Origin of the sequence: Streptococcus sp. 1343 (assembly GCF_013277355.1) — a bacterium.
Taxonomy (GTDB): domain Bacteria; phylum Bacillota; class Bacilli; order Lactobacillales; family Streptococcaceae; genus Streptococcus; species Streptococcus pseudopneumoniae.
In genome coordinates, this window is sequence record NZ_VMMT01000071.1 from 18,817 (window position 1) to 45,657 (window position 26,841).

Below are 26,841 nucleotides of genomic sequence, written 5' to 3' on the forward strand. Positions count from 1 at the left end.
TCTTCATTGAAAAAAGCCTTTCTTTCTGCTATAATCGTATAAAATACTTACTTTAGGAGTTCTTATGAAAGTTGTTAAATTTGGAGGTAGCTCTCTTGCCTCTGCTGGTCAATTAGAAAAAGTTTTAAACATCGTTAAAAGCGATCCAGAGCGTCGTTTTGTAGTTGTTTCTGCACCAGGAAAACGCAATGCTGAAGATACTAAGGTTACGGATGCCTTGATTAAATACTACCGCGATTATGTTGCTGGTAACGATATTAGCAAGAGCCAAAACTGGATTATCGACCGCTATGCTGCTATGGTTAGTGAACTAGGTCTTAAACCAGCTGTGCTAGAAAAAATTTCAAAAAGTATTCGTGCCTTGGCCACTCTTCCTATTGATGAAAATGAATTTCTCTACGATACTTTCCTAGCAGCCGGTGAAAATAACAATGCCAAATTGATTGCTGCCTACTTTAACCAAAATGGTATCGATGCACGCTATATGCACCCTAGAGAAGCTGGGATTGTGGTCACAAGTGAACCTGGTCACGCTCGCATCATTCCATCAAGTTATGACAAGATTGAAGAATTGACAAATGCAAATGAAGTTCTTGTCATTCCTGGTTTCTTTGGAGTTACCAAGGAAAATCAAATCTGTACTTTCTCACGTGGAGGTTCTGATATTACAGGTTCTATCATTGCTGCAGGTGTAAAAGCCGACCTCTATGAAAACTTTACGGACGTTGATGGTATCTTTGCAGCCCACCCTGGTATTATCCACCAACCACACTCGATCCCTGAGTTGACCTACCGTGAAATGCGTGAGTTGGCCTATGCAGGATTCTCAGTTCTTCATGACGAAGCTCTTCTTCCTGCCTACCGTGGAAAAATCCCTCTGGTTATCAAGAATACCAATAACCCTGACCACCCAGGTACTCGTATCGTTCTAAAACACAGTAGTGATGAATTTCCAGTTGTGGGAATTGCTGGTGACTCAGGCTTTGTCAGCATCAACATGTCGAAATACCTTATGAACCGTGAGGTTGGATTTGGACGCAAGGTTCTGCAAATCCTTGAAGATCTTAACATCGGTTGGGAACATATGCCAACTGGTATCGACGATCTTTCGATTATCCTCCGTTCTCGCGAACTAACTCCTATCAAGGAAGAAGAAATCCTGCGTCAGTTGGTTCAAAAGGCTGAAGTAGACCATGCAGAAATCGAACACGACCTTTCAATCATTATGATTGTTGGAGAAAAAATGAAGAGCCATATTGGTGTCACTGCTACTGCAACTCGCGCTCTATCTGAAAACAAGATCAACATCCAGATGATGTCTCAAGGTTCTAGTGAAGTTTCTATTATGTTTGTTGTCAATAAAGACCAAGAGAAAGCAGCAATCAAAGCCCTCTACAATGCCTTTTTCGGAGAAAGTAAGGAAGACTAATCATGGCCCAATCACTTAATAAAACAGTGCTTCTCAGCACGACAGGCACTTCCTACCTCTCTATCGCTGGAAAAGTTGGGAAATTCCTTGTCGGAGATCAGGCCTTAGAATTTTACCCAGACGTCAATGTCGAACAATTTATCCAGATTCCTTGGGGGCATATCAATCAGATTGGAGCCAATGTCACTGGACGAAAAATCAGTCGCCACTTCGAAGTCTTTACAGACAAAGGAAAATTCCTTTTTGCTTCAAAAGACTCAGGTGCTATTCTCAAAATTGCACGCGAAAAACTGGGTAATGACAAGGTCGTCAAACTTCCGACCCTGATTCAGACAATTAGCCAAAAATTTAAAAATCTATTTGCAAAAAAGTAGAAACTTTAGTATAATCATAGCAACGGATAAGTAGGTTATCTTCTTCTTTCAGAAAGTCTGCGGGTGCTGCGAGCAGATAGGAGGGATAGGTGAAATTCTACCGTTAGTAACAATTACATACACAATCAAGTGCACACCTGTGAAGTTGGATGGAACCGTGGCCCTGCCACTCCAACGCTTTGTCAGGTGTGCTTTTTTCATAAAGGAGTTCTTATGTTAGATATCAAACGTATTCGTACAGACTTTGATGCTGTCGCAGAAAAATTGGCTACACGTGGTGTAGATGCTACTGTCTTGAATGAGATGAAAGAAATCGATGCTAAACGTCGTGACATTTTGGTCAAGGTTGAAACTCTCAAAGCAGAACGCAACACAGTTTCTGCTGAGATTGCCCAAGCCAAACGCAACAAGGAAAATGCAGATGACAAGATTGCTGCCATGCAAAACCTATCTGCTGAGGTTAAAGCCTTGGATGCTGAATTGGCAGACATCGATGCTAAATTGACAGAATTTACCACTACTCTTCCAAACATTCCAGCTGACAGTGTTCCTGTTGGGGCTGACGAAGATGACAATGTGGAAGTTCGCCGTTGGGGGACTCCACGCGAGTTTGACTTTGAGCCAAAAGCTCACTGGGATCTCGGTGAAGACCTTGGTATCCTTGACTGGGAACGCGGTGGTAAAGTAACGGGTGCTCGCTTCCTCTTCTATGAAGGTCTCGGTGCTCGTTTGGAACGTGCTATCTACAACTTTATGTTGGATGAGCATGGCAAGGAAGGCTATACGGAAGTCATCACACCTTACATGGTTAACCATGACTCTATGTTTGGGACTGGTCAATATCCAAAATTCAAGGAAGATACTTTTGAATTGAGCGACAGCAATTATGTCCTTATTCCTACAGCCGAAGTTCCTCTGACAAACTACTACCGTGATGAAATCCTTGACGGTAAAGACCTACCAATCTACTTTACTGCTATGAGCCCATCATTCCGTTCTGAGGCTGGTTCAGCTGGCCGTGATACTCGTGGCTTGATTCGTTTGCACCAATTCCACAAAGTTGAAATGGTTAAATTTGCCAAACCAGAAGAATCTTACGAAGAATTGGAAAAAATGACAGCCAACGCTGAAAACATTCTTCAAAAACTCAACCTTCCATACCGTGTCGTTGCGCTCTCTACTGGAGATATGGGCTTCTCAGCTGCGAAGACTTACGACTTGGAAGTGTGGATTCCAGCACAAAATACCTACCGTGAAATTTCAAGCTGTTCAAACACAGAAGATTTCCAAGCCCGTCGTGCCCAAATCCGTTACCGTGATGAAGCAGATGGCAAAGTAAAATTGCTCCACACCTTAAACGGTTCTGGACTTGCAGTTGGACGTACAGTGGCTGCTATTCTTGAAAACTACCAAAATGAAGATGGTTCTGTGACCATCCCAGAAGCACTTCGTCCATACATGGGTGGAGCTGAGGTTATCAAACCATAAAAAATAAAGTTTAGCTATTTCTAGCTAGACCTTTTTTCGTAACCAATTCAGATATGCGCCTAATACAAAAAGCAAAATGATTAGGCAAATAACAGTTTCAGCCAGTACCAAATAATCCAAAAATGGAAGTTTCAAGATTCCCTGAGCCATCTTAAGCGAAGTAGCTGTGATAATAGTCGGGAAGGTGAGGGCTGAGAAGGCTGGTTGAAAACCTTGTTTTAAAATATTGGGTAGGCGAGTCAAAACAAAGAAAAAGAAGGATTGGGAAGCCAAAAGCATGAAAATCAAGACCCAAGTCGGTAGGCTAGCTCCTCCAACTCGAACCAGAGAAGCCAAAAGCAAAGAAAAGGGAGCACAGTAGATACCTTCTTGCCCAAGCAAGGCTAATGGGAGTGGATTTTTCTTTAAATCGCTATAAATAAGCGGATAGAGATAGAAGGTTAGGAGAAAACCAAAACTCAAGGTCGCATAGGCAATTTCGATGATACCTACAAGAGGATAGGTTAAAGCAGCCACTGCTATCCCTACATAGAGAACAGTCCAACTTGGAGTCGCATTGACTCTCTTACCTGGACAAGCAAACTTGATGGTGAAACCAGCAATCAAGGCCAAATCCAAGAGAAATGAACACCACCAGAGTCCTTGCGCAACCAAAGGAAGATGAGGGAATACGCGAAAGACATAGGTCGATAAAATCATCCCAGCCATGGGAAAGGTGGCCATTCCTGATAAAAGAGGGGGCTTGGTCAACTCTTGCTTGGTTTCTTTCCAATTAAAAAGATGCAGAAGCAGAAAGTAAATCCACAAAATCAAACCTGTCAGACTAAAAAGATGTGACAGAACCGGCAACGTATCTAAAATAAGATTTCCAGATCCTGCTAAACCTAGCAAACAACCAGAAAATACCAAGGGGAGTTTTTTCATCCTAACCTCCAATAATCATGTTAGTTTCAGTATAGCATAAAAGCGCTTAAATGAGGGGATAAAAAACGAAGTCCGTTGATTTCAGACTTCATTTTTTACTCAGATATGAATTAAGCATAAGGTTGCAATTCTGGGTTAATTGGGGTATTGGCTAGGTTGTTGGCATAGTTACAGAGGCTTGCTAGGCTGACACCAAGAACCACATCCAAGGCATTTTGTTGGGTGTAGCCAGCTTCTAAAAACTCAGACAAGGCTTCATCTCCTACACGACCCTTGGTATTGATAACTGCCAAAGTAAACTTAGCTAGGGTATCCAATTTAGGATTTGTTTCAATTGGAGTACGATTGCGAAGAGCTTGAATCAAGTCATCATTCATCTGGATTTGTTTGATGGAAAAGGCTGTGTGACCTGCGACACAGAAGGCACAACCATTGGTCACGGCTGCCGTGATTTGCACCACTTCACGCTCAACGGGTGTCAGGCTGTTGCGACGGTTGATAGATGCGACAGTTTGGTAGGCTTCTAAAGCAGTCGGTGCATTGGCCAAGAGACCGATTAGGTTGGGAATATAGCCATTGTTATCTTTTTCTACTGTTTCAAGAACCTCTTTCACTTCTGCTGGTGCTGATTCTACTGTATGGATGGTAAATGTTGTCATAAGATACCTCTTTTCTTGTTATTGACACTAATATTATTGGAAAATCTTATAAAATCCTGATTCCTAAGTTTATTTAAGATAAAGGTTTATTCCTCTCATAAGATTTTCGTTGTATATTATACTCTTCGAAAATCAAATTCAAACCGCGTCAGCGTCGCCTTACCGTACTCAAGTACAGCTTTCGGCTAGCTTCCTAGTTTGCTCTTTGATTTTCATTGAGTATTAGTTTATCACACTTCCAATCACTTGCATAATATATATTATATATCAGGCTGATAAAAATTATTTATAGGCAAAAAAATCACACGAGCTGTGTGATTCCATTATTTGTCAAAATACTTTTTAGTTTCAGCAATAACGACTGGCGACAAGACCAAGAGGGCAATCAAGTTTGGCAGAGCCATCAAGGCGTTGACGATATCTGCGATAATCCAGACCATATCCAACTCGATAAATCCTCCTAACAAGACCATGAGCACAAAAACCACACGGTAGAGCCAGATAAAGCGAACCCCAAAGAGGAACTCAAAACAGCGTTCTCCGTAATAGTTCCAACCTAGAATCGTTGTAAAGGCAAAAAGTACAAGGAAGATGGTCAAGAGGGCAGGCCCAAAGTGTGAAAAGACTGTTGAGAAAGCTGACTGAGTCAAGGCAACCCCATTCAAGTCACCACTCCAAACTCCAGTTACCAAGATGGTCAAACCAGTTAGAGTACAAATGATGAGGGTATCAATAAAGGTTCCTGTCATGGAAATCAAACCTTGCTCTACTGGTTCATTTGTCTTGGCAGCTGCAGCTGCAATAGGAGCAGAACCCAGACCAGATTCGTTTGAGAACACACCACGCGCCACACCATTTTGAATAGCCATCCGAACGCTAGCACCAGCAAATCCACCTACCGCAGCAAGGGGACTAAAAGCTGAGGTAAAGACTAAATCGATTGTGCCAGGGATTTTTCCGATATTAAAGAAAATAACTGTAAGAGTTCCTAAGATATAAATGATAGCCATAAAAGGAACAACAGTAGTTGAAACCTTTGAAATGGACTTGAGTCCGCCAAAGACTGCAATCGCTACAAAGACAGACAAGACGAGAGCTGTGATGGTTGGCGAAATCGCCGTTGTATTTTGGATAGATTCTGTAATCGAGTTGACTTGGGTGAAGGTTCCGATTCCCAAGAGAGCAACCAGTACTCCTGCTACTGCAAACAAAACAGCAAGTGGTCGCCACTTCTCCCCCATTCCTAGAAGGATATAGTGCATGGGACCTCCCGCCACTGCACCATGGTCGTCCTTGGTGCGGTATTTAATGGCCAAGAGTCCTTCCGCATACTTTGTAGCCATTCCAAAGAAAGCCGCCATCCACATCCAAAAGAGGGCTCCTGGTCCACCAACCTTGATAGCCGTCGCAACTCCTATGATATTTCCTGTTCCAACGGTTGATGCCAAGGCTGTACACAGAGCTGCAAAACTGGATACATCCCCATGTCCCTTATCCTGGATAAAAATAAGCTGAAAGGCCTTGGGCAGACGCAAAACCTGCAAGAGTCCTAGCCGAATAGTTAGGTAAAGCCCTGTTCCGACCAATAAAATCAAGAGGGGCGGTCCCCAAGCAAAAGCATCGATTGATTTAAGCAATTCTAACATTTCCTTCTCCTATCGTTTCAACCCCAAAAGAAAGAGCACATGCAAGATACATGTACTCTGGAATGCTTAGATAAATGCTAAAAAGCGGTCTATCCTAGCTCTGTCCTTTTACCTGAGAGTTTGAGCAGTTGCCTGCCTTGCCCCTTCGGTGCCTTTACGGTCTCTCCAGAGTTCCGTCCATTTACAGTCATGGAAAATCAAACGATTCCCCACTTCTATTAAACTTCATTCGGTGTTGGTATTTAATTGATTCTTATTTTACAAAAAATGTTGGCTTTTGTCAATGGATTTTGGGAAAATCTTATTTGACTCAGTATAAAAAGATTGAGCATTTCCATGTGCGTGAGGTGCTGTTAATTAAATCAATCTGTTTCACTCCTAGTCTACACGATATAAGAATTGTTCTGGTTTATTATGTACTGGAAATGAAGCGCGATAGAGAATTCTATCTTTACTAATATCCGAAGCGTCTGATATTAATCCATTGATGTCTCATCAGGTATTCTAACACCTGCTGGTATGAATTGAATAAAGACTCCAAAAGATGGACCTGAGTAGCGAGCTCGTAAAAAATCATTGACTATTTCTGATTCTGCAAGGTCAACCTTAAATTTCTCTGGCGCTATCAAGCCATCTTTACTAAAGACTAAATCTTCTCCTCCATGACCATTACTCCATTTTCCCTCAATACTAGAGAAATCTCCATTTTTTATGGCATTAATGTCCATTTTCCCAGAAGTATTTTGATTTGATGAAGATGCTGTTGCAGCAAATTTTTCTGTTACAGATTTCCAAGTCAGACTAGATAGATTCATTCGAGCACCAGGACTGACTTCATCCTCTGTCTTAGCTTCTTTAACCTTCTCTAGTTTGTCCCCACTACTATTCAATTTCCAAATGGTATGAATGGTCTGTGGATCTCCTGCGAACGGATTCCACTGGGTATAATGCTTCCCATCTTCTAGGAGATAGGCCTTAAAGCGTGTTCCAAGCATCTGCATTTTATTTTCAGCATTGGTGAGGCGAATAACTTTCTGATCTTTGAGTGTAAAAATATCTAAAATCTCACTACCATTTTTCGAAAAGACAATCAATTCATCAATGCCATTTTTATCCATATCAACCATTGCATAGGTGAAGGCTTGACTGCGTTCTGCCATCCCTGCATAGATATTAGCAGTTAGATTGATATTATCCTTAACCTCTGCCTTATGGTCTAAAATAAATTCATAATCCTTCAAAATGCTGTTATAAGAACTGTAATCTACGCTTGGTTTGGCTTCATCTGTACTCTTGTCTTCACTGCTTCCGCCAAGAATCTTATCTGAAACTGACTTCCAGCTTAAAGTATCTAAAGAAATGGGAGAACCGACCCCAAGATCTGCTACTTCTTGAGCCTCCTTACCCTTTACCAAAGACTGTCCGTCTTCACTAAATTGGTAGTGAGCATAGATGTGACTCGTTGCTGTACCAGCTCCACGATAGAGCAGAGAATTATCTGGCAAGATACCGACTGTCATTCTCTCACCAATCTGGTCTAAACGATTTTCTTGATCAGTCAAACGAATCACCTTTTCGTCTTTCAGCGTACGAATATCAAGTAAACTCTTTTCGCCACTCTTCATTTCAAGAGCAAGCAAGAGTTCATCGACTCCATCATTATTCAAATCCGTCTTGTGATAAACTACATCTGTATAAAAGCCTTGAGAAGACTTCACTTGACTAGCTAGGGGATTGACATCTATACCTTTCGGGAAGGTGCCTTTCGCTACTTTTTCGTAGTCATCCAAAACCTTGTTATATTTGCTGTAATCTATCTCTGGAGTTGCTACTTCCTCGGATGCTGGTTCCGCGCTTTTATTCCAAGGTAGATACTGACAACCTCCTAGAACTAGTGTCAGTGAAAGTGTTGTGGTTAATAGTAACTTTTTCATATTTCTCCCTTATCTAAGAGAAAGGAACCAGCCTGTGCTAATTCCTTTCACTACTTTTATTCTATTTAACCCACTTACCTGAGCCATCTACTTTGTAGCCATCTGGGGTACGTTCGTTGACTGCCATCTTACCATTTGACTTGAGATAGTAGTCACCTACCCATGTGTTACGAGCATAGCTTCCTTCTGATGTTAGGTAATAGTAAGATTTGTAGCTACTATCATAAATCCACTCACTCTTAGCCATTTTACCATCTGATTTGAGGTAGTAACTTCCAGCCCAAGCATTACGCGCATATCTGCCCTCTGCTGTCAAGTAATAGTATGATTTATAGTTATTGTCATAAATCCATTCGCTCTTAGCCATGTAGCCACCTGATTTGAGGTAATAACTTCCTGACCAAGCATTTTGAACAAAGTTACCTGAAGCATTTAGGTAGAAGTAAGAATTGTACTGAACATCAAAAATCCATTGATTGACTACTTTAACACCAGCTTTATAGTAAGAAGAACCTGACCAACCAGTCTGACCTGAGGTAGAGTTAGTAGATTGTTTTGGAGTTTCAGTAGTTGTTGGTGTTGTAGATGATTGTGTTGAAGATACTAGACCAGCAAATTTACCGTCTTTAATACTAAAAATAGGAGATTCTCCTTTGTATTGATGACGAAGCTTAGTCTGAGAATCAATATAAAATTCACTTACATAGGCTTCATATTTGTATTCACCATCAGGAATCGATTCATATGAATAAGAGTCAATGCTGCTTTTTGTTAAATCATAGGATCTCAATCTAACACTTGCTCCGGTGTCATTATCCACAACCTCTTTTGTTTTAGCATTAACAAGCTTCGTTCTTACAATAATAGAATCTTGCTTACTATTCCAATTATTAACAAAATTAGGATTAACACTATCAGTTGAAAAAGTGACAGAAACGCCACGATTTTTATCATAACCAACCAAACTTAGATTGACCTTGTGATCAACATTACCAACTGCAACAATGTCATCAGCATGCACTGTTTTTGCTGAAAAAGGTAGAACTCCCGCTGTGTCAATAGTTGACAATACTCCGACTGTTGAAAGTGCCAAAGCACATACTAATAATTTCTTTTTGTTCATGTTTTTAATTTCCTTTATTTTTTAGTCTTTATTTGTTTAAAGTGCAACATTTATCTATCCGACAAAACGATGATTCTTTACACGAAAGACAACAGATTGTCCATCATATACCTTACCATCTTGTCCTTTTCCTTTGATAACAAAGAGATAACTTCCATCTGGAGTTGCACTAAAGAAGTGACGAGTTTGAAAAACACGTAGACTTGGACTGTAAGTAGCAGTAAAATGAGCATCTGTAGAAACCTTACCTGTATTTACATCAATTAAGGCAAAATCATAGGCTACTTGATAAGATGAAGATGGAGTACTAGGTAGAGCAATATCGATATAGGTCATAGCATCATTGACATGGTAAAGGCTTATTCCTAATGATGTTGCTTGTGAACTGCTGGCTGTATGAGTTCCCTTAGAGCGGATCCACTTACCTGATCCATCAACTTGATAACCATCTGGTGTACGCTCATTCACTGCCATCTTACCATTTGACTTGAGATAATAGTTACCCACCCATGTGTTACGAGCATAGCTTCCTTCTGATGTTAAGTAATAGTAAGAGCTGTAGTTACTGTCATAAATCCATTCACCTTTAGCCATCTTGCCGTTTGACTTGAGATAATAGTTACCCACCCAAGTATTACGGGCGTAACTTCCTTCCGACGTTAGGTAGTAATATGAACCATAATTCTTATCATAAATCCACTCGCTTTTAGCCATATATCCACCTGACTTGAGGTAGTAGTTTCCTACCCAAGCATTTTGAACATAATTACCTGAAGCATCTAGGTAGAAGTAGGAATTATAGTTCTTATCAAAAATCCACTTACTGGTAACTTTGCTACCATTTTGGTAGTAGGACGAACCTGACCAGCCATCTTTTTGACTCGTTGTTGATTGGTTAAAAGTCTTTGGAGTTGAGGAAGCTGTTGTTTTACCAGTCAACTTCTTAACAGCCTCTTTAAACTCTTCTACAGTCCCCTTCCACTCTATGTAATTGGCACCAGACTTATTTTCAAGAGCTATATAATTTCGAGCAGTTTCTTCGAAATAAGATAATTCTGGAGTGGTTTTTGTAGCCCAAATAATGGGACGATTAGCAGTTCCCTTCCATCCTTTAAATACTTCTGAACCTTTTGGAACAAGAATATAATATTTAGCAGTTGGAGTCAGCGTTTGTGTGTCAGCCTGCACTGTTTGCGCTGAAAAAGGTAGAACTCCTGCTGTGTCCACAAGAGAGACCAATCCAAATGTTGCAGCCGCTAGGCTAATTACTAAAACTGTTTTTGACTTCATCATCAAAAATCTCCTTTAAAATTTTATTGTTTACGGTTACAGTATAGCATGCTATTTACCTTATTTACGAAAAGCGTATCTATATTTACCTTTATTGAACAATTACCTTAAAAATTGGTAGAATTATGATAGAATGGAAAAAAGGACTTGAGGAGATTTAGGATGCAAGATGAAAGTGTTTATGGATTAGTTTATAAGGCCATCCGTGAGGAGAGAGGGTTTACTCAGAAGGAAGCTGCTGGAACTACAGTGACTCCACATTTTTTACGTCAGTTTGAGCAAGGGAAATCTCGAATAACCATTCAAAAATTTGAAGAGATTCTGTCTAATATTGGAATTGATAAGGAGACCTTTGATAGTCTCAAAACGCAGATGTTTCCAACTAAATTTCATAAATTACAGGCTCAAGTTGCTGATTTGGCCTATAAGCGTGAATTTAAAAAGATCCTTAGCTTGATTAATCAGCCTCTGGAAAATCCTGGAATCGCTGAACACTATGTGATTGCCAATCGTGTAGTCAATAAATTTGCTATTGCGAATATTATTGGTGATTCTTTTCTGACTCCAAAAGACTATCAAGAACTAGAATATATCAAGAGCTATCTTAGTGAACTAGATGATTGGAATAAAATTGAGGTGAATATCTTTTCATCTATCCTTCCTCACTTTTCAATCGAATTTTTAGATTACAGGCTCTACCACTTATTAGATACTCTAAAAAAACAGACTGAATACCATTCAATCCGTACTGCTGACTACTACATTGCCTGCTTAAGAACTGCTATCAAGCATTATTCTGTCAATGGCTACTATGATAAGGCTGAGAATTTAGCAATGAAGACTCTGGAAGTAATTAATGCCTTCCCTCTATTGAGTACCAAGATGACAGAGATGATTAATCTTTCCATGGAACGGGCTAATAATTTTCTCAGACAAGATGATGTCAGAGGTCTAGAACTAGCTAAGCATATCTTTGCTAGTCTTGATAACTTTGAAAAAATTTATCCAAATCAACTTCTGACTCGAATGAGAGAGGACTTCTTCGTCACTGTCACACAACTCAATCACACTGGACAACCTTTAGATGTCTAGGCTAGAAATCAAAAAGCTTGAGGAATCACATATTTCCTCAGGCTTTTCTTATCCTTTAAAGGTAACAATAGTCGCACCACTGCCTCCAGCATTTTGTGGGGCATAGCCGAAACTCTTGACATGTTTGTTTCTTTGTAGATATTTGGTGACACCTTCACGGATAACACCTGTTCCGATACCATGGATGATATCTACTTGAGCCATATTATTAAGCAAAGCTTGGTCTATAAAGGCATCTAGCTCATTCATGGCTTCTTCATAGCGCTTGCCTCGAAGGTCCAGTCTAGCTTGAGGTCCTCGCCCAGAAGTTCGTTTCACAACATTGACCTGTTTCTTCTTGACTGGTTTTTCTTGCTGGGCTTGAACAAGGCCAAACTCTTTCTCTTCCAAGGTCATCTTAATCAAACCGACTTGGGCTTCCCAACGGCCATCCTTGAGTTGACTAGTCAAGGTACCACGCTGTCCATAACTGAGAACCACGATATCATCTCCCACCTTGGGAGCTCGTTTTTTCTTGGCCTTTTGAAGGACCTTGTTTTTAGATAGATCTACTTTTTCAGGAGCCAATTTTTTCAGCTTGGCCTTGGCTTCAATGATTTCGTGGGGTTTAAGTTGAGATTTACTATGGAGATTTTTGAGAATCTGGTCACTCTCACTGAGGGCCATGTCCACAATCTCAGCAGCTTGTTCACGCGCTTTGTTAAGCTCAGTTTCCTTTTCACGATTGAGCTCGTTGTAAAGTTTTTTAAGAGCACGATTCATCTTGAGATTTTCTTGCTCCACCTCACGGATATTGTCCAAGCGTTTACGGCTTTCCAGCGTCTGCTCTTCCAGTTGCTCAATGATACGATTGACATCATTGTCCTGATCGACCTGCTGACTGGCATCCCCTACGATAACTTCAGATAGGCCTAGACGTTTGGCAATCTCAAAGGCATTGCTTCGACCAGGAACTCCTTGCATAAAGCAATAGGTCGGGCGTAGAGTTGCAGTATCAAACTCCATGCTGGCATTTTGCACAAAGGCTGTCTCAATACCGTAGGCCTTGAGTTCTGGATAGTGGGTCGTCGCCATAGTCTTGACTTGACGCAGGCGAAGGTCCTCCAGAATAGCCATGGCAAGAGCGGCTCCCTCTTGGGGATCTGTACCAGCCCCCAACTCATCTAAGAGCAAGAGCGAATGCTGGTTGACCTTGCCAAGAATATCCACAATATTGGTCATGTGGCTAGAGAAGGTAGACAAGCTCTGCTCAATAGATTGCTCATCGCCAATATCAGCAAAAATTTCTTCAAAAATACCAACACGACTTCCCTTGTCTGCTAAAATCGGCAGACCGGACTGGGCCATCACCTGTGTCAAGCCCAGAGTTTTAAGCATGATGGTCTTCCCACCTGTATTGGGACCTGTAATGACAATAGCTGTTAAATCTTGTCCAAAATGGACATCATTTGCAACGGCATTTTTGACCAAAGGATGGCAGACATGGAGCAGTTGAATTTCTTGATTTTCTGATATCTGAGGAACGACTGCTTGCCTTTCTTGGATAAAGCGAACCTTAGCACGAATCAAGTCCAGATGACCGATAATCCAAGCGTCATTAGCAATCTCAGCCGCATGAGGGCGAACACGCTCAGAAATTTCTTGGAGAATGCGAAGCATTTCATAGCGCTCATCTGCTCGCAAACTGGCAATTTCTTCGCTCAGTTTGACCACCTCACGGGGTTCGATATAGACGGTATTTCCACTAGCAGAAATATCATGAACGACACCTGCAATCTTATTGCGGTAGGTATTTTTGACTGGTAAAACCTGACGGCCATTTCTGCTAGCAACAATCCCTTCTGTCAACATCTGCGCTTTTTGCTTGAGCAGGTCCTGTAAAACATCGCGTACCTGACTCTCGCTATCATGGATTTTTCTGCGGATTCGCGCCAATTCTTCACTGGCAAAATTTTCAATGAAACCTGCATCATTAAAGGCTTGGAGATTTCCTTGTAATTGCGGAAAATCATGTAATTTCTCAAACCAAAGGGCTAATTCTTCCAAGCTGACATTTTCCAGATTGGCATAAAAACTTTGCAGCTCTCGGCTAGACAGAAGCACGCGCTTCAAGAGTAGGAACTCCTCAATATTGAGGTCTGCCCCCATCTCCAGCCGCTTGCAGACTCCTGCAATTTCCTTAGTTGCGAGAATGGTAAAATGCGGTTGCTCAACGAAAAGAGCCTGCATTTCCTTCATCTCAGCAAAAGCCTGTTTGATTTTATCTGCTTTGGCAGTTGGAGCTAGCTGTCTCAATTCCTCCAAGCCCTGCTCGGTCAACAAATGGGGCTCAAACAAGGCCTTGACCTTATTAAACTCTAATGTTTCTAATATTTTCTTATTCATCTTTATTTCCTTATCTTTGAATGTCTAGGTGTGGTAGCTTTTTACATTCTGATAGATTCTAGTCAATCTGTAAACAAAGGGCTAGGAAAACTCCTGCCCTTTTTATCCGATTAAATTTGTCACCCAGATTTGTTTGAGCCAACTGGTTGTTACTGGTATGCTCTGGATGATGTGTTTTGCGACGATACTCTTTTCAAGAGGATTTTGTATAGCTGCCATGGGGATGGTCGCCAAGATGGTCAAGGCCATTTGCAAGACAAATAAGGTCACCAACATGGACAAGATACCTGCTGAAACTTGGAACAACTTACCACCCAATTTTTTACTAGGGATCAAGTGTAATAGGAGACCAAGCAAACGACCGATGCTATAGACAATCCCAAATACAAGCAAGTAGCCGATCCCTGCATAAAAGACCTTATCCAACTGAAAGAGTTGATCCGATGGGAAAAAGAAAGTTCCCTGACCTTCCTGCGGATTTGCATAAGGGAGCAATAAGTGAAACTGCTCGCCAAGCCCCTTGTAAAACTGACCAGCCATAAAAGCAGATGCCATAGCTGAAATCAGGTAATAAACCTGTAAGAGCAGGCCTCTCCGATAGCCGATATAAAATCCCCAAGCCAAGACCAATAGAAGAAGGAGTGAAATCATAAGGAGTCCTCAATCTTGCTCTGTTCTTGCTTGCAAGTCACAAGCTTGTGACGGAGTTCTTCTAGCTCTTGCTCCTTATCGTCAAATTCAATCTCACGGCTGAGCTGAGTTGATAAACAGTTGACTGCCAACAAAAGAGCGATGGTTTCATCGTCTGCACTAGGCATTTGTTCTTTAATTGCTTGGTATTTTTCTGTCGCAACCTTGGCGATTTCCTCCATAAAAAGGTTATCATGCTCGCTTGTCAAGGTTAATGATTTTTTCCCGAATGTAAATTTGAATCGATTTAGATTTGCCATAAAATTCACCTCACGATATTATACCAAAATTCGCTAATTTTGTCAGTTTTTACAAATTTGCCTGCTTTTATGGTACAATAGAAACTATGGCAAGTATAACACTCACACCAAGTGAAAAGAAGATTCAGGCTTTTCTTGAACACTATCAAACCAGTCTGGCTCCTAGTAAGAATCCCTATATCCGCTACTTTTTGAGACTGCCTCAGGCAACGGTTTCTATCTATACTTCTGGAAAGGTCTTGCTTCAGGGTGAAAGAGCTGAGAAATATGCTCGTTTCTTTGGCTATCAAGTTGTAGAGGAAACCAGCGGACAAAATCTTCCTTTGATTGGGACAGATGAGGTGGGAAATGGTTCCTACTTTGGTGGACTTGCAGTTGTGGCTTCCTTTGTCACACCTGACCAGCATGCTTTCTTGCGAAAACTCGGTGTGGGGGATTCTAAAACTCTGACCGACCAAAAGATTCGTCAGATTGCCCCTATCCTCAAGGACAAAATCCAGCACCAGGCACTGCTTCTCTCACCAAGCAAGTACAACGAGGTCATCGGAGACCGCTACAATGCTGTTTCGGTTAAGGTTGCCCTCCATAACCAGGCTATCTATCTCCTTCTTCAAAAAGGCGTTCAACCTGAGAAAATTGTGATTGATGCCTTTACCAGTGCTAAAAATTATGACAAGTACTTGGCACAAGAGGCCAATCGTTTCAGCAATCCTATCAGCTTAGAAGAAAAGGCTGAGGGCGAATACTTGGCTGTCGCAGTTTCTTCTATCATTGCGCGTGATCTCTTTCTGGAAAATCTAGAAAATCTAGGACGAGAACTGGGTTATCAACTTCCAAGTGGAGCTGGAACAGCTTCTGATAAGGTAGCTAGCCAGATTTTACAAGCCTATGGTATGCAGGGACTCAACTTCTGCGCCAAATTGCACTTTAAAAATACTGAAAAAGCGAAAAAACGCTTAGAAAGGTAAGTTATGAATTCATTTAAAAATTTCCTAAAAGAGTGGGGATTATTCCTCCTGATTCTGTCATTACTAGCTTTAAGTCGTATCTTTTTTTGGAGTAATGTCCGCGTAGAAGGACACTCCATGGATCCTACCCTAGCGGATGGCGAAATTCTCTTTGTCGTTAAGCACCTCCCTATTGACCGTTTTGATATCGTGGTGGCCCATGAGGAAGATGGCAATAAGGACATCGTCAAGCGCGTCATCGGAATGCCTGGCGATACCATCCGTTACGAAAATGATAAACTTTACATCAATGACAAAGAGACAGATGAACCTTATCTAGCTGACTATATCAAACGCTTCAAGGATGACAAACTCCAAAGCACCTACTCAGGCAAGGGATTTGAAGGAAATAAAGGAACTTTCTTTAGAAGTATCGCTCAAAAAGCTCAAGCCTTCACAGTTGATGTCAACTACAACACCAACTTTAGCTTTACAGTTCCAGAAGGAGAATACCTTCTCCTCGGAGACGACCGCTTGGTTTCGAGCGACAGCCGCCACGTAGGTACCTTCAAAGCAAAAGATATCACAGGGGAAGCTAAATTCCGCTTCTGGCCAATCACCCGTATCGGAACATTTTAAGAAATCGAAGAGGCCGAGAGTCAGCAATCTCAGCCTCTTCTTCTATCGTGAGAATATGATTATTCACTATCCAGTTTGATTAAGATAGAAACAAAGTTATACTCAATGAAAATCAAAGAGCAAACTAGGAAGCTAGCCGCAGGTTGCTCAAAGCACTGCTTTGAGGTTGTAGATAGAACTGACGAAGTCAGTAACATATATACGGCAAGGCGAAGCTGACGTGGTTTGAAGAGATTTTCATTGAGTATAAAATAGATACAAAGTTAACTCTCACCTATTTATGCAAAGGAATCTTATGGAAGTTTATTTTTCAGGAACCATTGAACGGATTATTTTTGAAAATCCCAGTAATTTTTATCGTATCCTCCTCCTAGAAATCGACGATACAGACGCAGAGGATTTTGATGATTTTGAAATTATTGTCACCGGCACCATGGCTGATGTGATTGGGGGCGAAGACTACACTTTTTGGGGGCAAATTGTCCAGCACTCCAAGTATGGGGAACAACTGCAAATCAACCGTTATGAACGTGCAAAACCAACTAGCAAGGGCTTGGTCAAGTACTTTTCAAGTAGCCATTTCAAGGGAATTGGTCTCAAGACAGCTCAGAAAATAGTGGACACCTATGGCGACAATACCATTGACGAAATTTTGCAACACCCAGAAAAGTTAGAAGGCATCGCAGGGCTCTCTGCCAAAAATCGCGAGGCTTTCGTCTCCACTCTCCGTCTCAACTACGGAACGGAGATGGTTTTGGCCAAACTAGCCAACTACGGCATTCCCAACAAACTAGCCTTTCAGATTCAAGACTTTTACAAGGAAGAAACCCTTGATGTGGTTGAAAATTATCCCTACCAGCTAGTTGAGGATATCAAGGGTTTGGGCTTTACCATTGCTGACCAACTAGCTGAGGAACTAGGCATCGAAAGTCAGGCTCCTGAACGCTTCCGCGCCGGTCTAGTTCACAGTCTTTTTCAGGCCTGTATGGAAACAGGGGACACCTATGTTGAAGCACGGGATTTGCTGGAACAAACCCTTACTCTCCTTGAGTCTTCCCGTCCCGTGGAACTAGACCCCAGCCAAGTTGCCCAAGAGCTCTCCTACCTGATCGAAGAAGACAAGGTTCAGCAGATTGATACCAAGATCTTTGACAACAGCCTCTTTTTCGCTGAGGAAGGTATCCGCAGTCACTTGATTCGTATCCTTGAAAAAGGAGAACAGAAGAGACAAGATTTAGAAACTATTCAAAAGCATATCACTACTGTCGAGCAAGAACTGGGGATTGAGTATGATAACATTCAAAAACAAGCTATTTGTGACGCTATCCAGAACAAGGTCTTTATCCTGACAGGTGGGCCTGGTACTGGTAAGACAACTGTTATCAATGGAATCATCGCTGTTTATGCCCTTTTAGAAGGACTTGACTTCAGGAAGAAAAGCAATCTGCCCATTCTTCTTGCTGCTCCAACTGGTCGAGCTGCTCGTCGCATGAATGAATTGACAGGTTTGCCTAGCGCGACCATACATCGCCACTTGGGAATGACAGGTGACGATGATACTAGTCATCTGGAAGATTATCTGGATGCTGACTTTATTATCGTGGATGAATTTTCCATGGTGGATACTTGGCTGGCCAATCAACTCTTCTCCAACATCTCTTCTAACAGTAAGATTCTCATCGTGGGAGATAGCGATCAGCTACCGTCTGTCAGCCCTGGACAAGTTCTAGCTGACCTCCTTCATATTCCTTTAATTCCTCAGACTCGCTTGGAAAAAATTTATCGGCAAAGCGAAGAATCAACCATCGTCACCCTAGCTAGTCAAATCCGACAGGGCATCTTGCCAGCCGATTTCACCCAGAAAAAAGCTGACCGTTCCTACTTTGAAATTGCTAGTGGCCATATTCCTGCTACGATTGAGAAAATCTTAGGCGCTGCCCTCAGAAGTGGCATTCCTGCCCGTGATATCCAAGTTCTGGCTCCCATGTACCGAGGGACGGCAGGGATTGATGCCATCAACCAACTCATGCAAGACCTCCTGAACCCACCACAAAAAGACCAACTCAGTTTTGAAGCTCCCCAGTGCCACTATCGTAAGGGAGATAAGGTCATTCACTTGGTCAACGATGCTGAAATCAATGTCTTTAATGGAGATTTAGGAGCCATCACAGACCTGATTCCTGGTAAATACACCGAGTCGAAACAAGACGAGATTGTTATTGATTTTGATGGCAATGAAGTCTCTTACCCACGTAACGAATGGTACAAGATTCGCCTGGCCTATGCCATGAGCATCCATAAATCACAGGGAAGTGAGTTCCCTGTTGTCATCCTACCGATCACCAGTGCTAGTAGGCGTATGCTGGAGCGCAATCTCATCTATACAGCCATTACACGCGCCAAAAGCAAGCTTATCTTACTAGGCGAATTACAGGCCTTCGATTATGCCACCCAACACATTGGAACTGCCCGAAAAACCTATCTGATTAAACGCTTCAGTGATTTATTGGAGAATGTTGAAGAAAAGCAACCAGCGGTCTCTGAAACAGTCACATCAAGTAACTCTGAAAAATCCTACATCCTAACCGAAGAAAACTGGACCAGTATTCCAGCTATGATTGGGATTACAGACACAGACCTCAAAGAGATTTTTGAAAAATAGTGCATCAGAAAACCCACCAATTCAGGTGGGATTTTTGTTTATTAAGATTATTTAACTGTTGCTGTGCTTGTGATCAATTCAACAGCTTTTTTGATTGTGATATCATGTTTCAACATATCAGCTGAAAGCAAGCTTTGTACTTGAGCAACTTCCATGTTGTAGTCTGTTGCCAATTGCTCGATTTCTTTTTGGATTTCTTCTTCTGAAGCGTCAAATCCTTCAGCTTTGGCAACTGCTTCGATAACAAGGTTAGTCTTAGTACGTGACTCAGCTTCTGCTTGGTATTGTTTGTGAAGGTCTTCTTGAGTAGTTCCAGTGATTTGGAAGTACATGTCAGGGTTGATACCTTGACGTTGCAAGTTTCCAAGGAATTCGTTTACTGAGCGGTGAACTTCTTCGTGAATCATTTCTTCTGGAAGTTCTACGATTTCAGCGTTTTCTACAGCTTTATCGATTGCTGCACCTTCAACTGCATCTTTGTATGCTTCTTCTTTAGCAGCAGCCAATTCCTTGCGGTATTTTTCTTTCAATTCAGCAAGTGTTTCAACTTCTTCGTCGATGTCTTTTGCAAGCTCATCATCAAGAGCTGGAACTTCTTTAGCTTTTACTTCGTGGATAGTTGTTACGAATTTAGCTTCTTTACCTGCAAGGTCTTCTGCTTGGTAGTCTTCTGGGAATGTTACGATAACATCAACAGTTTCGCCAGCTGAGTGACCTACCAATTGGTCTTCGAAACCAGGGATGAATTGACCTGAACCAAGTCCAAGTGAGAAGTTTTCACCTTTTCCGCCATCAAATTCAACACCATCGATAGAACCAACAAAGTCAATCACAACAGTATCGCCGTTTTCAGCAGCAGCTTCTTTGATAACCAATTCAGCCAAGTTGTTGCGTTCGCGTTCAATACGCTCTTCAACGTCAGCGTCAGTTACTTCTTTTTCTAGATCAACTGATACTTCAAGGTTTTTGTAGTCACCCAATTTAACTTCAGGTTTTGTCACGACTTCAGCTGTGATAACCCAGTCTTGACCTTTTTCCATTGAAGTTACATCAATTTTTGGTTGAGCAACGACTTCAAGACCAGCTTCTTTTACAGCTGCTTCATAAGCATTTGGCAAAAGAGCGTTCATAACATCTTGGTAAAGTGACTCTTCACCAAATTTTTTGTCGAAGATAGGACGTGGAAGGTGACCTTTACGGAAACCTGGAACATTAAGAGATTTCTTAACTGAGTTGAAGACACGATCCAATTCTGGTTTGATTTGGTCTTGAGAGATAGTGAAAGTCAAGACACCACGGTTTGTTTCTTTGTTTTCAAATGATACAGACATTCTGTCATTTCTCCTTAAAATTTTTTAAATACAGTCTATTATAACATTTTCTATAAATAAAATCTAGACTAATGCAGACAATTATAGACAACAAGCCTTTTTGCTAACTAAATGAAAGTTCTATAATGAAGTTAGTCACCCAGCCCTCCTAAAAATTAGATGTTTTAACTAGCTGATAGCTAGCCCTCGATTTCATTTGATAAGAGGCTTGATGCTGTTAGGCTGACAAGCCAAGGCTAAGATTAGCCTTGGTTTAGCTGACAAAACTGCTTCAAGGGTTCCTCTTGTCAAATGAAAGCAAAATAATTGCCCTCAATCTCACCATTTTTTTTGGGACATAATCACTTTCGATTGACAGTTTGTTCTACACTTTCAAGGATGGAATAGACAGCAAAAAGAACCCTGCTTTTCTGAAAAAGAGGTCTCCTTGCTAAGTTTAATTTACATAGATAGCCAGTGTTTGACAAGGTTTGAGTAGAATTTTTTCATACACTTCTGCATCTTTATAGTTTGAAAGTAAAATCTGTCCATTTTGGTAGGCTAGAGGTAAGTCAATTTCCACTTCTGTAGCATAAAAGTTATTGAGCACTAGTAACTTTTGATCCTCATACTGGCGTTCAAAAGCATAGACTTGTTTGCTATCTTCAAAGGCTGGTTTGTAACTTCCTTCTGAGATGATAGGCATTTCTTTGCGAAGTCGAATCAAGTCTTGATAGAAGGTGAAAATCGGGCCTTGGATTTCATTTTCAACGTTGATGTGAGGGTAGGATTTTCCTGCCTTGAGCCAAGGAGTACTTACTGTGAAGCCTGCATTTTCAGAAGCATCCCACTGCATGGGAATTCGTGAATTATCGCGCGACTTAGCTTGAATAATCTGGAAGGATTCTTCCTGACTCTTTCCTTCTTCTAAGAGCATCTGATAAGCATTGAGCGATTCGACATCCACATAATCAGCCATAGAATCATAGTCTGGGTCAATCATCCCGATTTCCTCACCCATATAGATATAAGGTGTTCCACGTGACAGGTGAATGCTGGCTGCCAGCATGGTGGCTCCTTCCTTGCGGAAGTTTTGAATATCAACAAAACGGTTCAAAGCGCGTGGTTGGTCGTGATTGTTCCAAAAGAGGGCGCTCCACCCATCTTTATCACTCATCTCCTTGCCCCAGCTATGGTAAAGTCTTTTCAACTCTTCAAAATCAAAGGGAGCCAAGGTCCACTTTTGTCCATCCTTGTAGTCCACCTTTAGATGATGAAAATTAAAGGTCATGGATAATTCCTGACGGTCAGGCGACGAATAGAGGACACAGTTTTCCATGGTGGTAGAAGACATTTCTCCAACTGTCATAAAGCTATCGTCGGATCCAAAAGTGGCTTGGTTCATCATACGCAAATAGTCATGAACGATGGGCTTGTCTGTATAAGCTGGCTTCCCTTCATTTTCAGGACAGTCCACTAAAACCTCGTCCTTACCGATCAAATTGACTACATCAAATCGGAAACCTTTGACACCCTTGTCGCGCCAGAAATTAACAACCTTGAAAAGCTCCTTACGGACATTGGGATTGCGCCAGTTAAGGTCAGCCTGGGTCTCATCAAAGAGGTGAAGGTAGTATTTCCCTGTATTCCCAAAGGGCGCCCATGCAGAGCCACCAAACTTAGACTGCCAATCTGTTGGTTGGTCTTGGATGAAGAAAAAGTCTTGATAATACTTGTCCCCAGCTAAGGCTTTCTGAAACCATTCATGCTCTGTCGAACAATGATTGAGGACCATGTCCAGCATAAAGTCAATCTTGTGTTCTTTACCAACACGCACCATTTCCTCAAAATCAGTCATATCACCAAAAAGAGGATCTACTGCCATATAATCTGAAATATCGTAACCATTATCCCGTTGAGGGCTTGGGTAAAACGGATTGAGCCAGACCATATCCACGCCCAACCTGGCTAGATAAGGGATTTTTTCGATAATCCCACGTAAGTCCCCAATACCATTGCCAGTGGTGTCTTTGTAAGATTTTGGATAGATTTGATAGACTACTTTTCCTTTATCAAGAGTCATCTGTTTCTCCTTTTCTGATAAAAGGGAGGAAGCTGTCTTCCGTCCCTGTTTGTTTTATTTCAATTATACTCAATGAAAAGCAAAGAGCAAACTAGGAAGCTATCCGCAACCTCAAAACACTGTTTTGAGGTTGCGGATAGAACTGACGAAGTCAGTAACCATACCTACGGTAAGGCGACGCTGACGTGGTTTGAAGAGATTTTCGAAGAGTATTAGATTCGTGTTGCGACCATGAGAGCTTCTCCAGCTTGGATAGTTGTCGGATAAATTCCAATGATGGTCGCTGTATAAGCATCTTGGTTGGTAATAATGACAGGAGTTTCTGTTACGAGACCTGCAGCCTTAATGACATCCATATCAAAACGAATCAGTTTCTGACCAACTTTGACATGATCTCCTTGGGCTACAAGACTCTCAAATCCTTTGCCATCAAGACCTACTGTATCCATACCGATGTGAATGAGTAATTCCACCCCCTCGTCAGAGACAATACCGATGGCATGCTTGGTAGGGAAAAGAACCGTAACTGTCCCATTGACTGGAGAAGTCAACTCACCTTGACTTGGTTCAATGACCAGACCTTGCCCCATGACACCTGAAGCAAAGACTGGATCAGTTGCTTGACTTAGTTCTTTTACTTGTCCTTCAAGTGGGCTAACAATTTCTACTGGAGTATTTTCTACTGGTTCATGGCTCACAAATTCTGCTTCTTCTTGAGCAACGAATTCTGCCTGCAAGTCCGTATCGTCCTCTGTTTTTGTAAAGAGACCGGCCTTGCGGAAGAAGAAAGTCAAGAGCATTGGAACAAGAATAGCGACTAGCATAGTTCCTGCAAATGGCAACATGTATTGAGGTTGAATAGAGAGGATACCTGGCAAACCACCGATACCAATAGAAGCCGCAGTTACATTAAAAGTAACGGATAACATGCCTGCAAGAGCTGAACCAGTCATTCCAGCTACAAATGGATAGATGTATTTGACATTGACCCCAAAGAGGGCTGGTTCTGTAACACCAAGATAGGCTGAAATAGTGGCAGGAAGTGAAACCTGAGCCTCACGCTCATCATGACGGTGCATGAAATAGTAAGCAAATACGGCCGAACCTTGGGCAATATTAGAAAGAGCAATCATAGGCCAGAGGGCAGTTCCACCAGCATCCGCAATCAATTGTGTATCAATAGCATTGGTCATATGATGTAGACCTGTGATGACAAATGGAGCGTAGAGGGCACCAAAAATCGCACCGAAGAGCCATTTAACTGGACCCGTCAAACCTGCCAATACAACTGATGAAAGTCCTTGACCAATTGTCCAACCAATTGGTCCCAAAACAGTATGAGCCAAAATCAAAGCTGGAATCAATGACAAGAAAGGCACAAAAATCATGGAAATCACTTCTGGAATATGCTTGCGCCAGAAAATTTCAAGATAAGACAGACTCAAACCTGCAAGCAAGGCTGGAATAACTTGGGCTTGGTAACCGATACGATTAACAGTAAAGTAACCAAAATTCCAAACCCAGTTTGCCGCAATATCAGCTGCTGGCGTTGAAGCAACCGCATAGGCATTGAGCAACTGAGGCGATACCAAACAGATTCCGAGAACAATTCCCAAGATTTGGCTGGTTCCCATCTTACGAGAGACAGACCAGGTAATCCCTACTGGTAAGAACTGGAAGATAGCTTCACCCGGCAACCAGAGGAAGTGATTAACCCCTGCCCAAAACTGAGAGGATTCCGTGATGGTCTTGCCATCCAACATAGACCAATGCACACCTTCCAAGACATTACGAAAACCAAGAATCAATCCACCAACAATCAAGGCTGGAATAATCGGAGTAAAGATTTCCGCCAGAGTGGTCATGACACGTTGGACCACGTTTTGATTACTCTTAGCTGCAGACTTGGCTGCTTCTTTGGAAACACCCTCAATGCCTGAAACAGCTGTAAAATCATTATAAAAAATGGGCACGTCATTCCCAATAATCACCTGAAATTGACCTGCATTTGTAAAAGTTCCTTTAACAGCTGGAATTGATTCGATAGCCTTGACATTAGCCTTCTTATCATCTCCTAAAACAAACCGCATCCGTGTCGCACAGTGGGTTACGGCAGTCACATTTTCCTTGCCTCCAATTGCCTGAAGCAGATTCTTGGCTTCTTGTTCAAATTTTCCCATTTGATTCTCCTTATACTTGTCAAAGCAAGTTTGATTTGATAAGAATATTGTAAACGATACCAAACTTGTCTGCAACTTGTTTGATGTAAAAAGAGGATTTTTTGTCATTTTTCTAGCACTTGTATGGTAAAATAGATACAGGTGTTCATTGAACTAGACTAAAAAGCCATTTAATACTCAATGAAAATCAAAGAGCAAACTAGGAAGCTAGCCGTAGGTTGCTCAAAACACTGTTTTGAGGTTGCAGATAGAGCTGACGTGGTTTGAAGAGATTTTCGAAGAGTATAAGGAAGCCAAATAAAGAAATATCAACAACTATTTAAGCAAATCAACGAAACCATTCAAAACGAGACTTACGCTGTCGGAGAGTTCCTTCCTAGCGAGCATGACCTCATGGAGCAATATCAAGTGAGTCGTGATACCGTCCGAAAGGCTCTGTCTCTCCTCCAAGAGGAAGGATTGATCAAAAAGATAAGAGGGCAAGGTTCTCAAGTCGTCAAAGAAGAAACCGTCAATTTCCCTGTATCCAACCTAACCAGCTACCAAGAACTAGTTCAAGAACTTGGACTGCGCTCTAAAACCAACGTGGTCAGTCTGGACAAGATTATTATTGATAAAAAATCCTCACTAATAACTGGCTTCCCAGAATTTCGTATGGTTTGGAAGGTGGTCCGCCAGCGTGTGGTGGATGATCTGGTATCCGTTCTGGATACGGACTATCTGGATATGGAACTAATCCCAAATATCACTCGCCAAATTGCTGAGCAGTCCATCTATTCTTATATAGAGGACGACCTCAAACTCCTTATTGATTATGCTCAAAAGGAAATAACCATTGACCACTCAAATGACAGAGACAAGATTCTCATGGACATTGGCAAAGACCCTTATGTCGTTTCGATTAAATCAAAAGTCTATCTCCAAGACGGACGCCAATTTCAGTTTACCGAAAGTCGCCATAAATTAGAAAAATTTCACTTTGTAGATTTTGCAAAGCGCAAGAAATAAAAGACTGAGACACTAGATCTCAGCCTTTTTCGGCTCTATAATATTTGTAGTGGGTACCCCCCTATAGATATTATGGAGCCTATTTTATTGTAGAAAAAAAGTCCCATAAGATCTATAATGAAAAGCGACAAAACAACTCATTAGAAAGAATCATATGGAACAATTACATTTTATCACAAAATTACTAGACATTAAAGACCCTAATATCCAGATTTTAGACATCATCAATAAGGATACACACAAGGAAATCATCGCCAAACTGGACTACGACGCCCCATCTTGCCCTGAGTGCGGAAACCAATTGAAGAAATATGACTTTCAAAAACCTTCTAAAATTCCTTATCTTGAAACGACTGGTATACCTACTAGAATTCTCCTTAGAAAGCGTCGATTCAAGTGCTATCACTGTTCAAAAATGATGATCGCTGAAACTTCTATCGTCAAGAAGAATCACCAAATCCCTCGTATCATCAACCAAAAGATTGCTCAAAAGTTAATTGAAAAGATTTCTATGACCGATATTGCCCATCAGCTTTCCATCTCAACTTCAACTGTCATTCGAAAGCTCAATGACTTCCACTTTGAGTGTAATTTTAGAAATCTGCCTAAGATTATGTCTTGGGACGTTGAAACAGTCCGGGGAGTGACTGTTTCAATCGGGAGATGGAGATGAGCTTTATTGCGCAAGATTTTGATAAGCTCAATATCATCACTGTTC

21 protein-coding genes, 1 pseudogene and 1 riboswitch are annotated in these 26,841 nt (G+C 41.5%); of the genes and pseudogenes, 10 read left to right on the plus strand and 12 right to left on the minus strand.

All coding sequences use genetic code 11. The features are described 5' to 3' along the window. The first annotated feature begins 64 nt into the window (after positions 1–64). The 3 genes from HT709_RS09895 (at position 65) to serS (ending at position 3,291) form a co-directional block, all read left to right on the plus strand. Entirely contained in the window at positions 65–1,429 is a 1,365-nt protein-coding gene (locus HT709_RS09895) for an aspartate kinase (protein WP_138702250.1), read from the plus strand. A gap of 2 nt (positions 1,430–1,431) precedes the next feature. Beyond that, positions 1,432–1,803 carry a DUF956 family protein gene (locus tag HT709_RS09900; RefSeq protein ID WP_000079353.1) on the plus strand — a complete coding sequence of 124 codons (372 nt, stop codon included), beginning with the start codon at positions 1,432–1,434 and terminating at the stop codon, positions 1,801–1,803. Between the two features lie 213 nt (positions 1,804–2,016). Then, positions 2,017–3,291, plus strand: a complete 1,275-nt coding sequence (serS, locus tag HT709_RS09905; RefSeq protein WP_050207996.1) for a serine--tRNA ligase — start codon at positions 2,017–2,019, stop codon at positions 3,289–3,291. A gap of 24 nt (positions 3,292–3,315) precedes the next feature. On the opposite strand, the gene HT709_RS09910 is transcribed toward serS, so the two are convergent. From HT709_RS09910 to HT709_RS09935, 6 genes are all read right to left on the minus strand, one after another. Then, on the minus strand, positions 3,316–4,215 hold the full coding sequence (locus tag HT709_RS09910) for a TDT family transporter (protein ID WP_172925729.1): 900 nt from the start codon (positions 4,213–4,215) through the stop codon (positions 3,316–3,318). 110 nt (positions 4,216–4,325) lie between these two features. Further along, the gene (locus HT709_RS09915; RefSeq protein WP_172925730.1) at positions 4,326–4,874 is read right to left on the minus strand and encodes a carboxymuconolactone decarboxylase family protein; all 549 of its coding nucleotides are present in this window, start codon (positions 4,872–4,874) and stop codon (positions 4,326–4,328) included. Between the two features lie 323 nt (positions 4,875–5,197). Beyond that, a complete protein-coding gene (locus HT709_RS09920) occupies positions 5,198–6,520 on the minus strand; it encodes a sodium:alanine symporter family protein (protein WP_138700085.1) in 1,323 nt (440 codons plus the stop codon). A 90-nt stretch (positions 6,521–6,610) separates the two neighbouring features. Next, a riboswitch (glycine riboswitch) is annotated at positions 6,611–6,699 on the minus strand. A 297-nt stretch (positions 6,700–6,996) separates the two neighbouring features. After that, complete coding sequence (locus HT709_RS09925) at positions 6,997–8,454, minus strand: DUF6287 domain-containing protein (protein ID WP_023936328.1); 1,458 nt, start codon at positions 8,452–8,454, stop codon at positions 6,997–6,999. A 61-nt stretch (positions 8,455–8,515) separates the two neighbouring features. Continuing rightward, the gene (locus tag HT709_RS09930; RefSeq protein WP_023936326.1) at positions 8,516–9,577 is read right to left on the minus strand and encodes a hypothetical protein; all 1,062 of its coding nucleotides are present in this window, start codon (positions 9,575–9,577) and stop codon (positions 8,516–8,518) included. Positions 9,578–9,631: 54 nt separating this feature from the next. Next, on the minus strand, positions 9,632–10,870 hold the full coding sequence (locus tag HT709_RS09935) for an endo-beta-N-acetylglucosaminidase (RefSeq protein ID WP_023936324.1): 1,239 nt from the start codon (positions 10,868–10,870) through the stop codon (positions 9,632–9,634). A gap of 159 nt (positions 10,871–11,029) precedes the next feature. Between HT709_RS09935 and HT709_RS09940 the strand changes: the two genes are divergently transcribed. Next, positions 11,030–11,959 (plus strand): helix-turn-helix transcriptional regulator, encoded by a 930-nt coding sequence (locus tag HT709_RS09940; RefSeq protein ID WP_050207992.1) that lies wholly within the window; start codon positions 11,030–11,032, stop codon positions 11,957–11,959. 48 nt (positions 11,960–12,007) lie between these two features. Here HT709_RS09940 and HT709_RS09945 read toward each other — a convergent pair whose 3' ends face one another. The 3 genes from HT709_RS09945 to zapA form a co-directional block, all read right to left on the minus strand. After that, positions 12,008–14,344 (minus strand): endonuclease MutS2, encoded by a 2,337-nt coding sequence (locus HT709_RS09945; RefSeq protein ID WP_050261412.1) that lies wholly within the window; start codon positions 14,342–14,344, stop codon positions 12,008–12,010. A gap of 102 nt (positions 14,345–14,446) precedes the next feature. Then, positions 14,447–14,995: a CvpA family protein gene (locus HT709_RS09950; protein ID WP_000624509.1), complete on the minus strand. Its 549-nt coding sequence runs from the start codon at positions 14,993–14,995 to the stop codon at positions 14,447–14,449. Further along, positions 14,992–15,294: a cell division protein ZapA gene (zapA, locus tag HT709_RS09955; protein WP_000002019.1), complete on the minus strand. Its 303-nt coding sequence runs from the start codon at positions 15,292–15,294 to the stop codon at positions 14,992–14,994. Before zapA ends, HT709_RS09950 begins: the two co-directional genes overlap by 4 nt. 86 nt (positions 15,295–15,380) lie before the next feature. On the opposite strand from zapA, the gene rnhC reads away from it, so the two are divergent. From rnhC to HT709_RS09970, 3 genes are all read left to right on the plus strand, one after another. Beyond that, positions 15,381–16,262, plus strand: coding sequence for a ribonuclease HIII (rnhC, locus tag HT709_RS09960; RefSeq protein ID WP_172925731.1), 882 nt, complete (start codon positions 15,381–15,383; stop codon positions 16,260–16,262). Between the two features lie 3 nt (positions 16,263–16,265). Next, the gene (gene lepB / locus HT709_RS09965) at positions 16,266–16,880 is read left to right on the plus strand and encodes a signal peptidase I (RefSeq protein WP_001083986.1); all 615 of its coding nucleotides are present in this window, start codon (positions 16,266–16,268) and stop codon (positions 16,878–16,880) included. Between the two features lie 295 nt (positions 16,881–17,175). After that, positions 17,176–19,542 (plus strand): ATP-dependent RecD-like DNA helicase, encoded by a 2,367-nt coding sequence (locus HT709_RS09970; RefSeq protein ID WP_166731963.1) that lies wholly within the window; start codon positions 17,176–17,178, stop codon positions 19,540–19,542. 47 nt (positions 19,543–19,589) lie between these two features. Here the strand turns inward: HT709_RS09970 and tig are convergent, their stop codons facing one another. Next, a complete protein-coding gene (gene tig, locus HT709_RS09975; protein ID WP_166731962.1) occupies positions 19,590–20,873 on the minus strand; it encodes a trigger factor in 1,284 nt (427 codons plus the stop codon). A gap of 436 nt (positions 20,874–21,309) precedes the next feature. Further along, positions 21,310–22,935 carry an alpha,alpha-phosphotrehalase gene (treC, locus tag HT709_RS09980; RefSeq protein ID WP_166731961.1) on the minus strand — a complete coding sequence of 542 codons (1,626 nt, stop codon included), beginning with the start codon at positions 22,933–22,935 and terminating at the stop codon, positions 21,310–21,312. A 72-nt stretch (positions 22,936–23,007) separates the two neighbouring features. Here treC and HT709_RS09985 point away from each other — a divergent pair, with 72 nt between their 5' ends. After that, positions 23,008–23,151 carry a hypothetical protein gene (locus HT709_RS09985; RefSeq protein WP_078934280.1) on the plus strand — a complete coding sequence of 48 codons (144 nt, stop codon included), beginning with the start codon at positions 23,008–23,010 and terminating at the stop codon, positions 23,149–23,151. Here HT709_RS09985 and treP read toward each other — a convergent pair. Beyond that, positions 23,148–25,115 carry a PTS system trehalose-specific EIIBC component gene (treP, locus tag HT709_RS09990; protein ID WP_172925732.1) on the minus strand — a complete coding sequence of 656 codons (1,968 nt, stop codon included), beginning with the start codon at positions 25,113–25,115 and terminating at the stop codon, positions 23,148–23,150. The genes HT709_RS09985 and treP overlap by 4 nt on opposite strands. A gap of 297 nt (positions 25,116–25,412) precedes the next feature. Here treP and treR point away from each other — a divergent pair, with 297 nt between their 5' ends. After that, positions 25,413–26,123, plus strand: coding sequence for a trehalose operon repressor (gene treR / locus HT709_RS09995; RefSeq protein ID WP_023936305.1), 711 nt, complete (start codon positions 25,413–25,415; stop codon positions 26,121–26,123). 154 nt (positions 26,124–26,277) lie between these two features. Continuing rightward, positions 26,278–26,841, plus strand: a pseudogene (locus HT709_RS10000) (transposase family protein); the annotation flags it as partial.

Excerpts from the sequence above, each read along its gene's own strand:
- HT709_RS09950 (WP_000624509.1), bottom strand. The coding sequence starts at position 14,995 with ATGATTTCACTCCTTCTTCTATTGGTCTTGGCTTGGGGATTTTATATC.
- HT709_RS09925 (WP_023936328.1), bottom strand. The coding sequence starts at position 8,454 with ATGAAAAAGTTACTATTAACCACAACACTTTCACTGACACTAGTTCTA.
- zapA (WP_000002019.1), bottom strand. The coding sequence starts at position 15,294 with ATGGCAAATCTAAATCGATTCAAATTTACATTCGGGAAAAAATCATTA.
- HT709_RS09900 (WP_000079353.1), top strand. The coding sequence starts at position 1,432 with ATGGCCCAATCACTTAATAAAACAGTGCTTCTCAGCACGACAGGCACT.
- treP (WP_172925732.1), bottom strand. The coding sequence starts at position 25,115 with ATGGGAAAATTTGAACAAGAAGCCAAGAATCTGCTTCAGGCAATTGGA.
- HT709_RS09935 (WP_023936324.1), bottom strand. The coding sequence starts at position 10,870 with ATGATGAAGTCAAAAACAGTTTTAGTAATTAGCCTAGCGGCTGCAACA.
- treC (WP_166731961.1), bottom strand. The coding sequence starts at position 22,935 with ATGACTCTTGATAAAGGAAAAGTAGTCTATCAAATCTATCCAAAATCT.
- tig (WP_166731962.1), bottom strand. The coding sequence starts at position 20,873 with ATGTCTGTATCATTTGAAAACAAAGAAACAAACCGTGGTGTCTTGACT.
- HT709_RS09895 (WP_138702250.1), top strand. The coding sequence starts at position 65 with ATGAAAGTTGTTAAATTTGGAGGTAGCTCTCTTGCCTCTGCTGGTCAA.
- HT709_RS09930 (WP_023936326.1), bottom strand. The coding sequence starts at position 9,577 with ATGAACAAAAAGAAATTATTAGTATGTGCTTTGGCACTTTCAACAGTC.
- HT709_RS09920 (WP_138700085.1), bottom strand. The coding sequence starts at position 6,520 with ATGTTAGAATTGCTTAAATCAATCGATGCTTTTGCTTGGGGACCGCCC.
- HT709_RS09910 (WP_172925729.1), bottom strand. The coding sequence starts at position 4,215 with ATGAAAAAACTCCCCTTGGTATTTTCTGGTTGTTTGCTAGGTTTAGCA.
- HT709_RS09970 (WP_166731963.1), top strand. The coding sequence starts at position 17,176 with ATGGAAGTTTATTTTTCAGGAACCATTGAACGGATTATTTTTGAAAAT.
- HT709_RS09985 (WP_078934280.1), top strand. The coding sequence starts at position 23,008 with ATGAAAAGCAAAGAGCAAACTAGGAAGCTATCCGCAACCTCAAAACAC.
- HT709_RS09915 (WP_172925730.1), bottom strand. The coding sequence starts at position 4,874 with ATGACAACATTTACCATCCATACAGTAGAATCAGCACCAGCAGAAGTG.
- rnhC (WP_172925731.1), top strand. The coding sequence starts at position 15,381 with ATGGCAAGTATAACACTCACACCAAGTGAAAAGAAGATTCAGGCTTTT.
- HT709_RS09945 (WP_050261412.1), bottom strand. The coding sequence starts at position 14,344 with ATGAATAAGAAAATATTAGAAACATTAGAGTTTAATAAGGTCAAGGCC.
- lepB (WP_001083986.1), top strand. The coding sequence starts at position 16,266 with ATGAATTCATTTAAAAATTTCCTAAAAGAGTGGGGATTATTCCTCCTG.
- serS (WP_050207996.1), top strand. The coding sequence starts at position 2,017 with ATGTTAGATATCAAACGTATTCGTACAGACTTTGATGCTGTCGCAGAA.
- HT709_RS09940 (WP_050207992.1), top strand. The coding sequence starts at position 11,030 with ATGCAAGATGAAAGTGTTTATGGATTAGTTTATAAGGCCATCCGTGAG.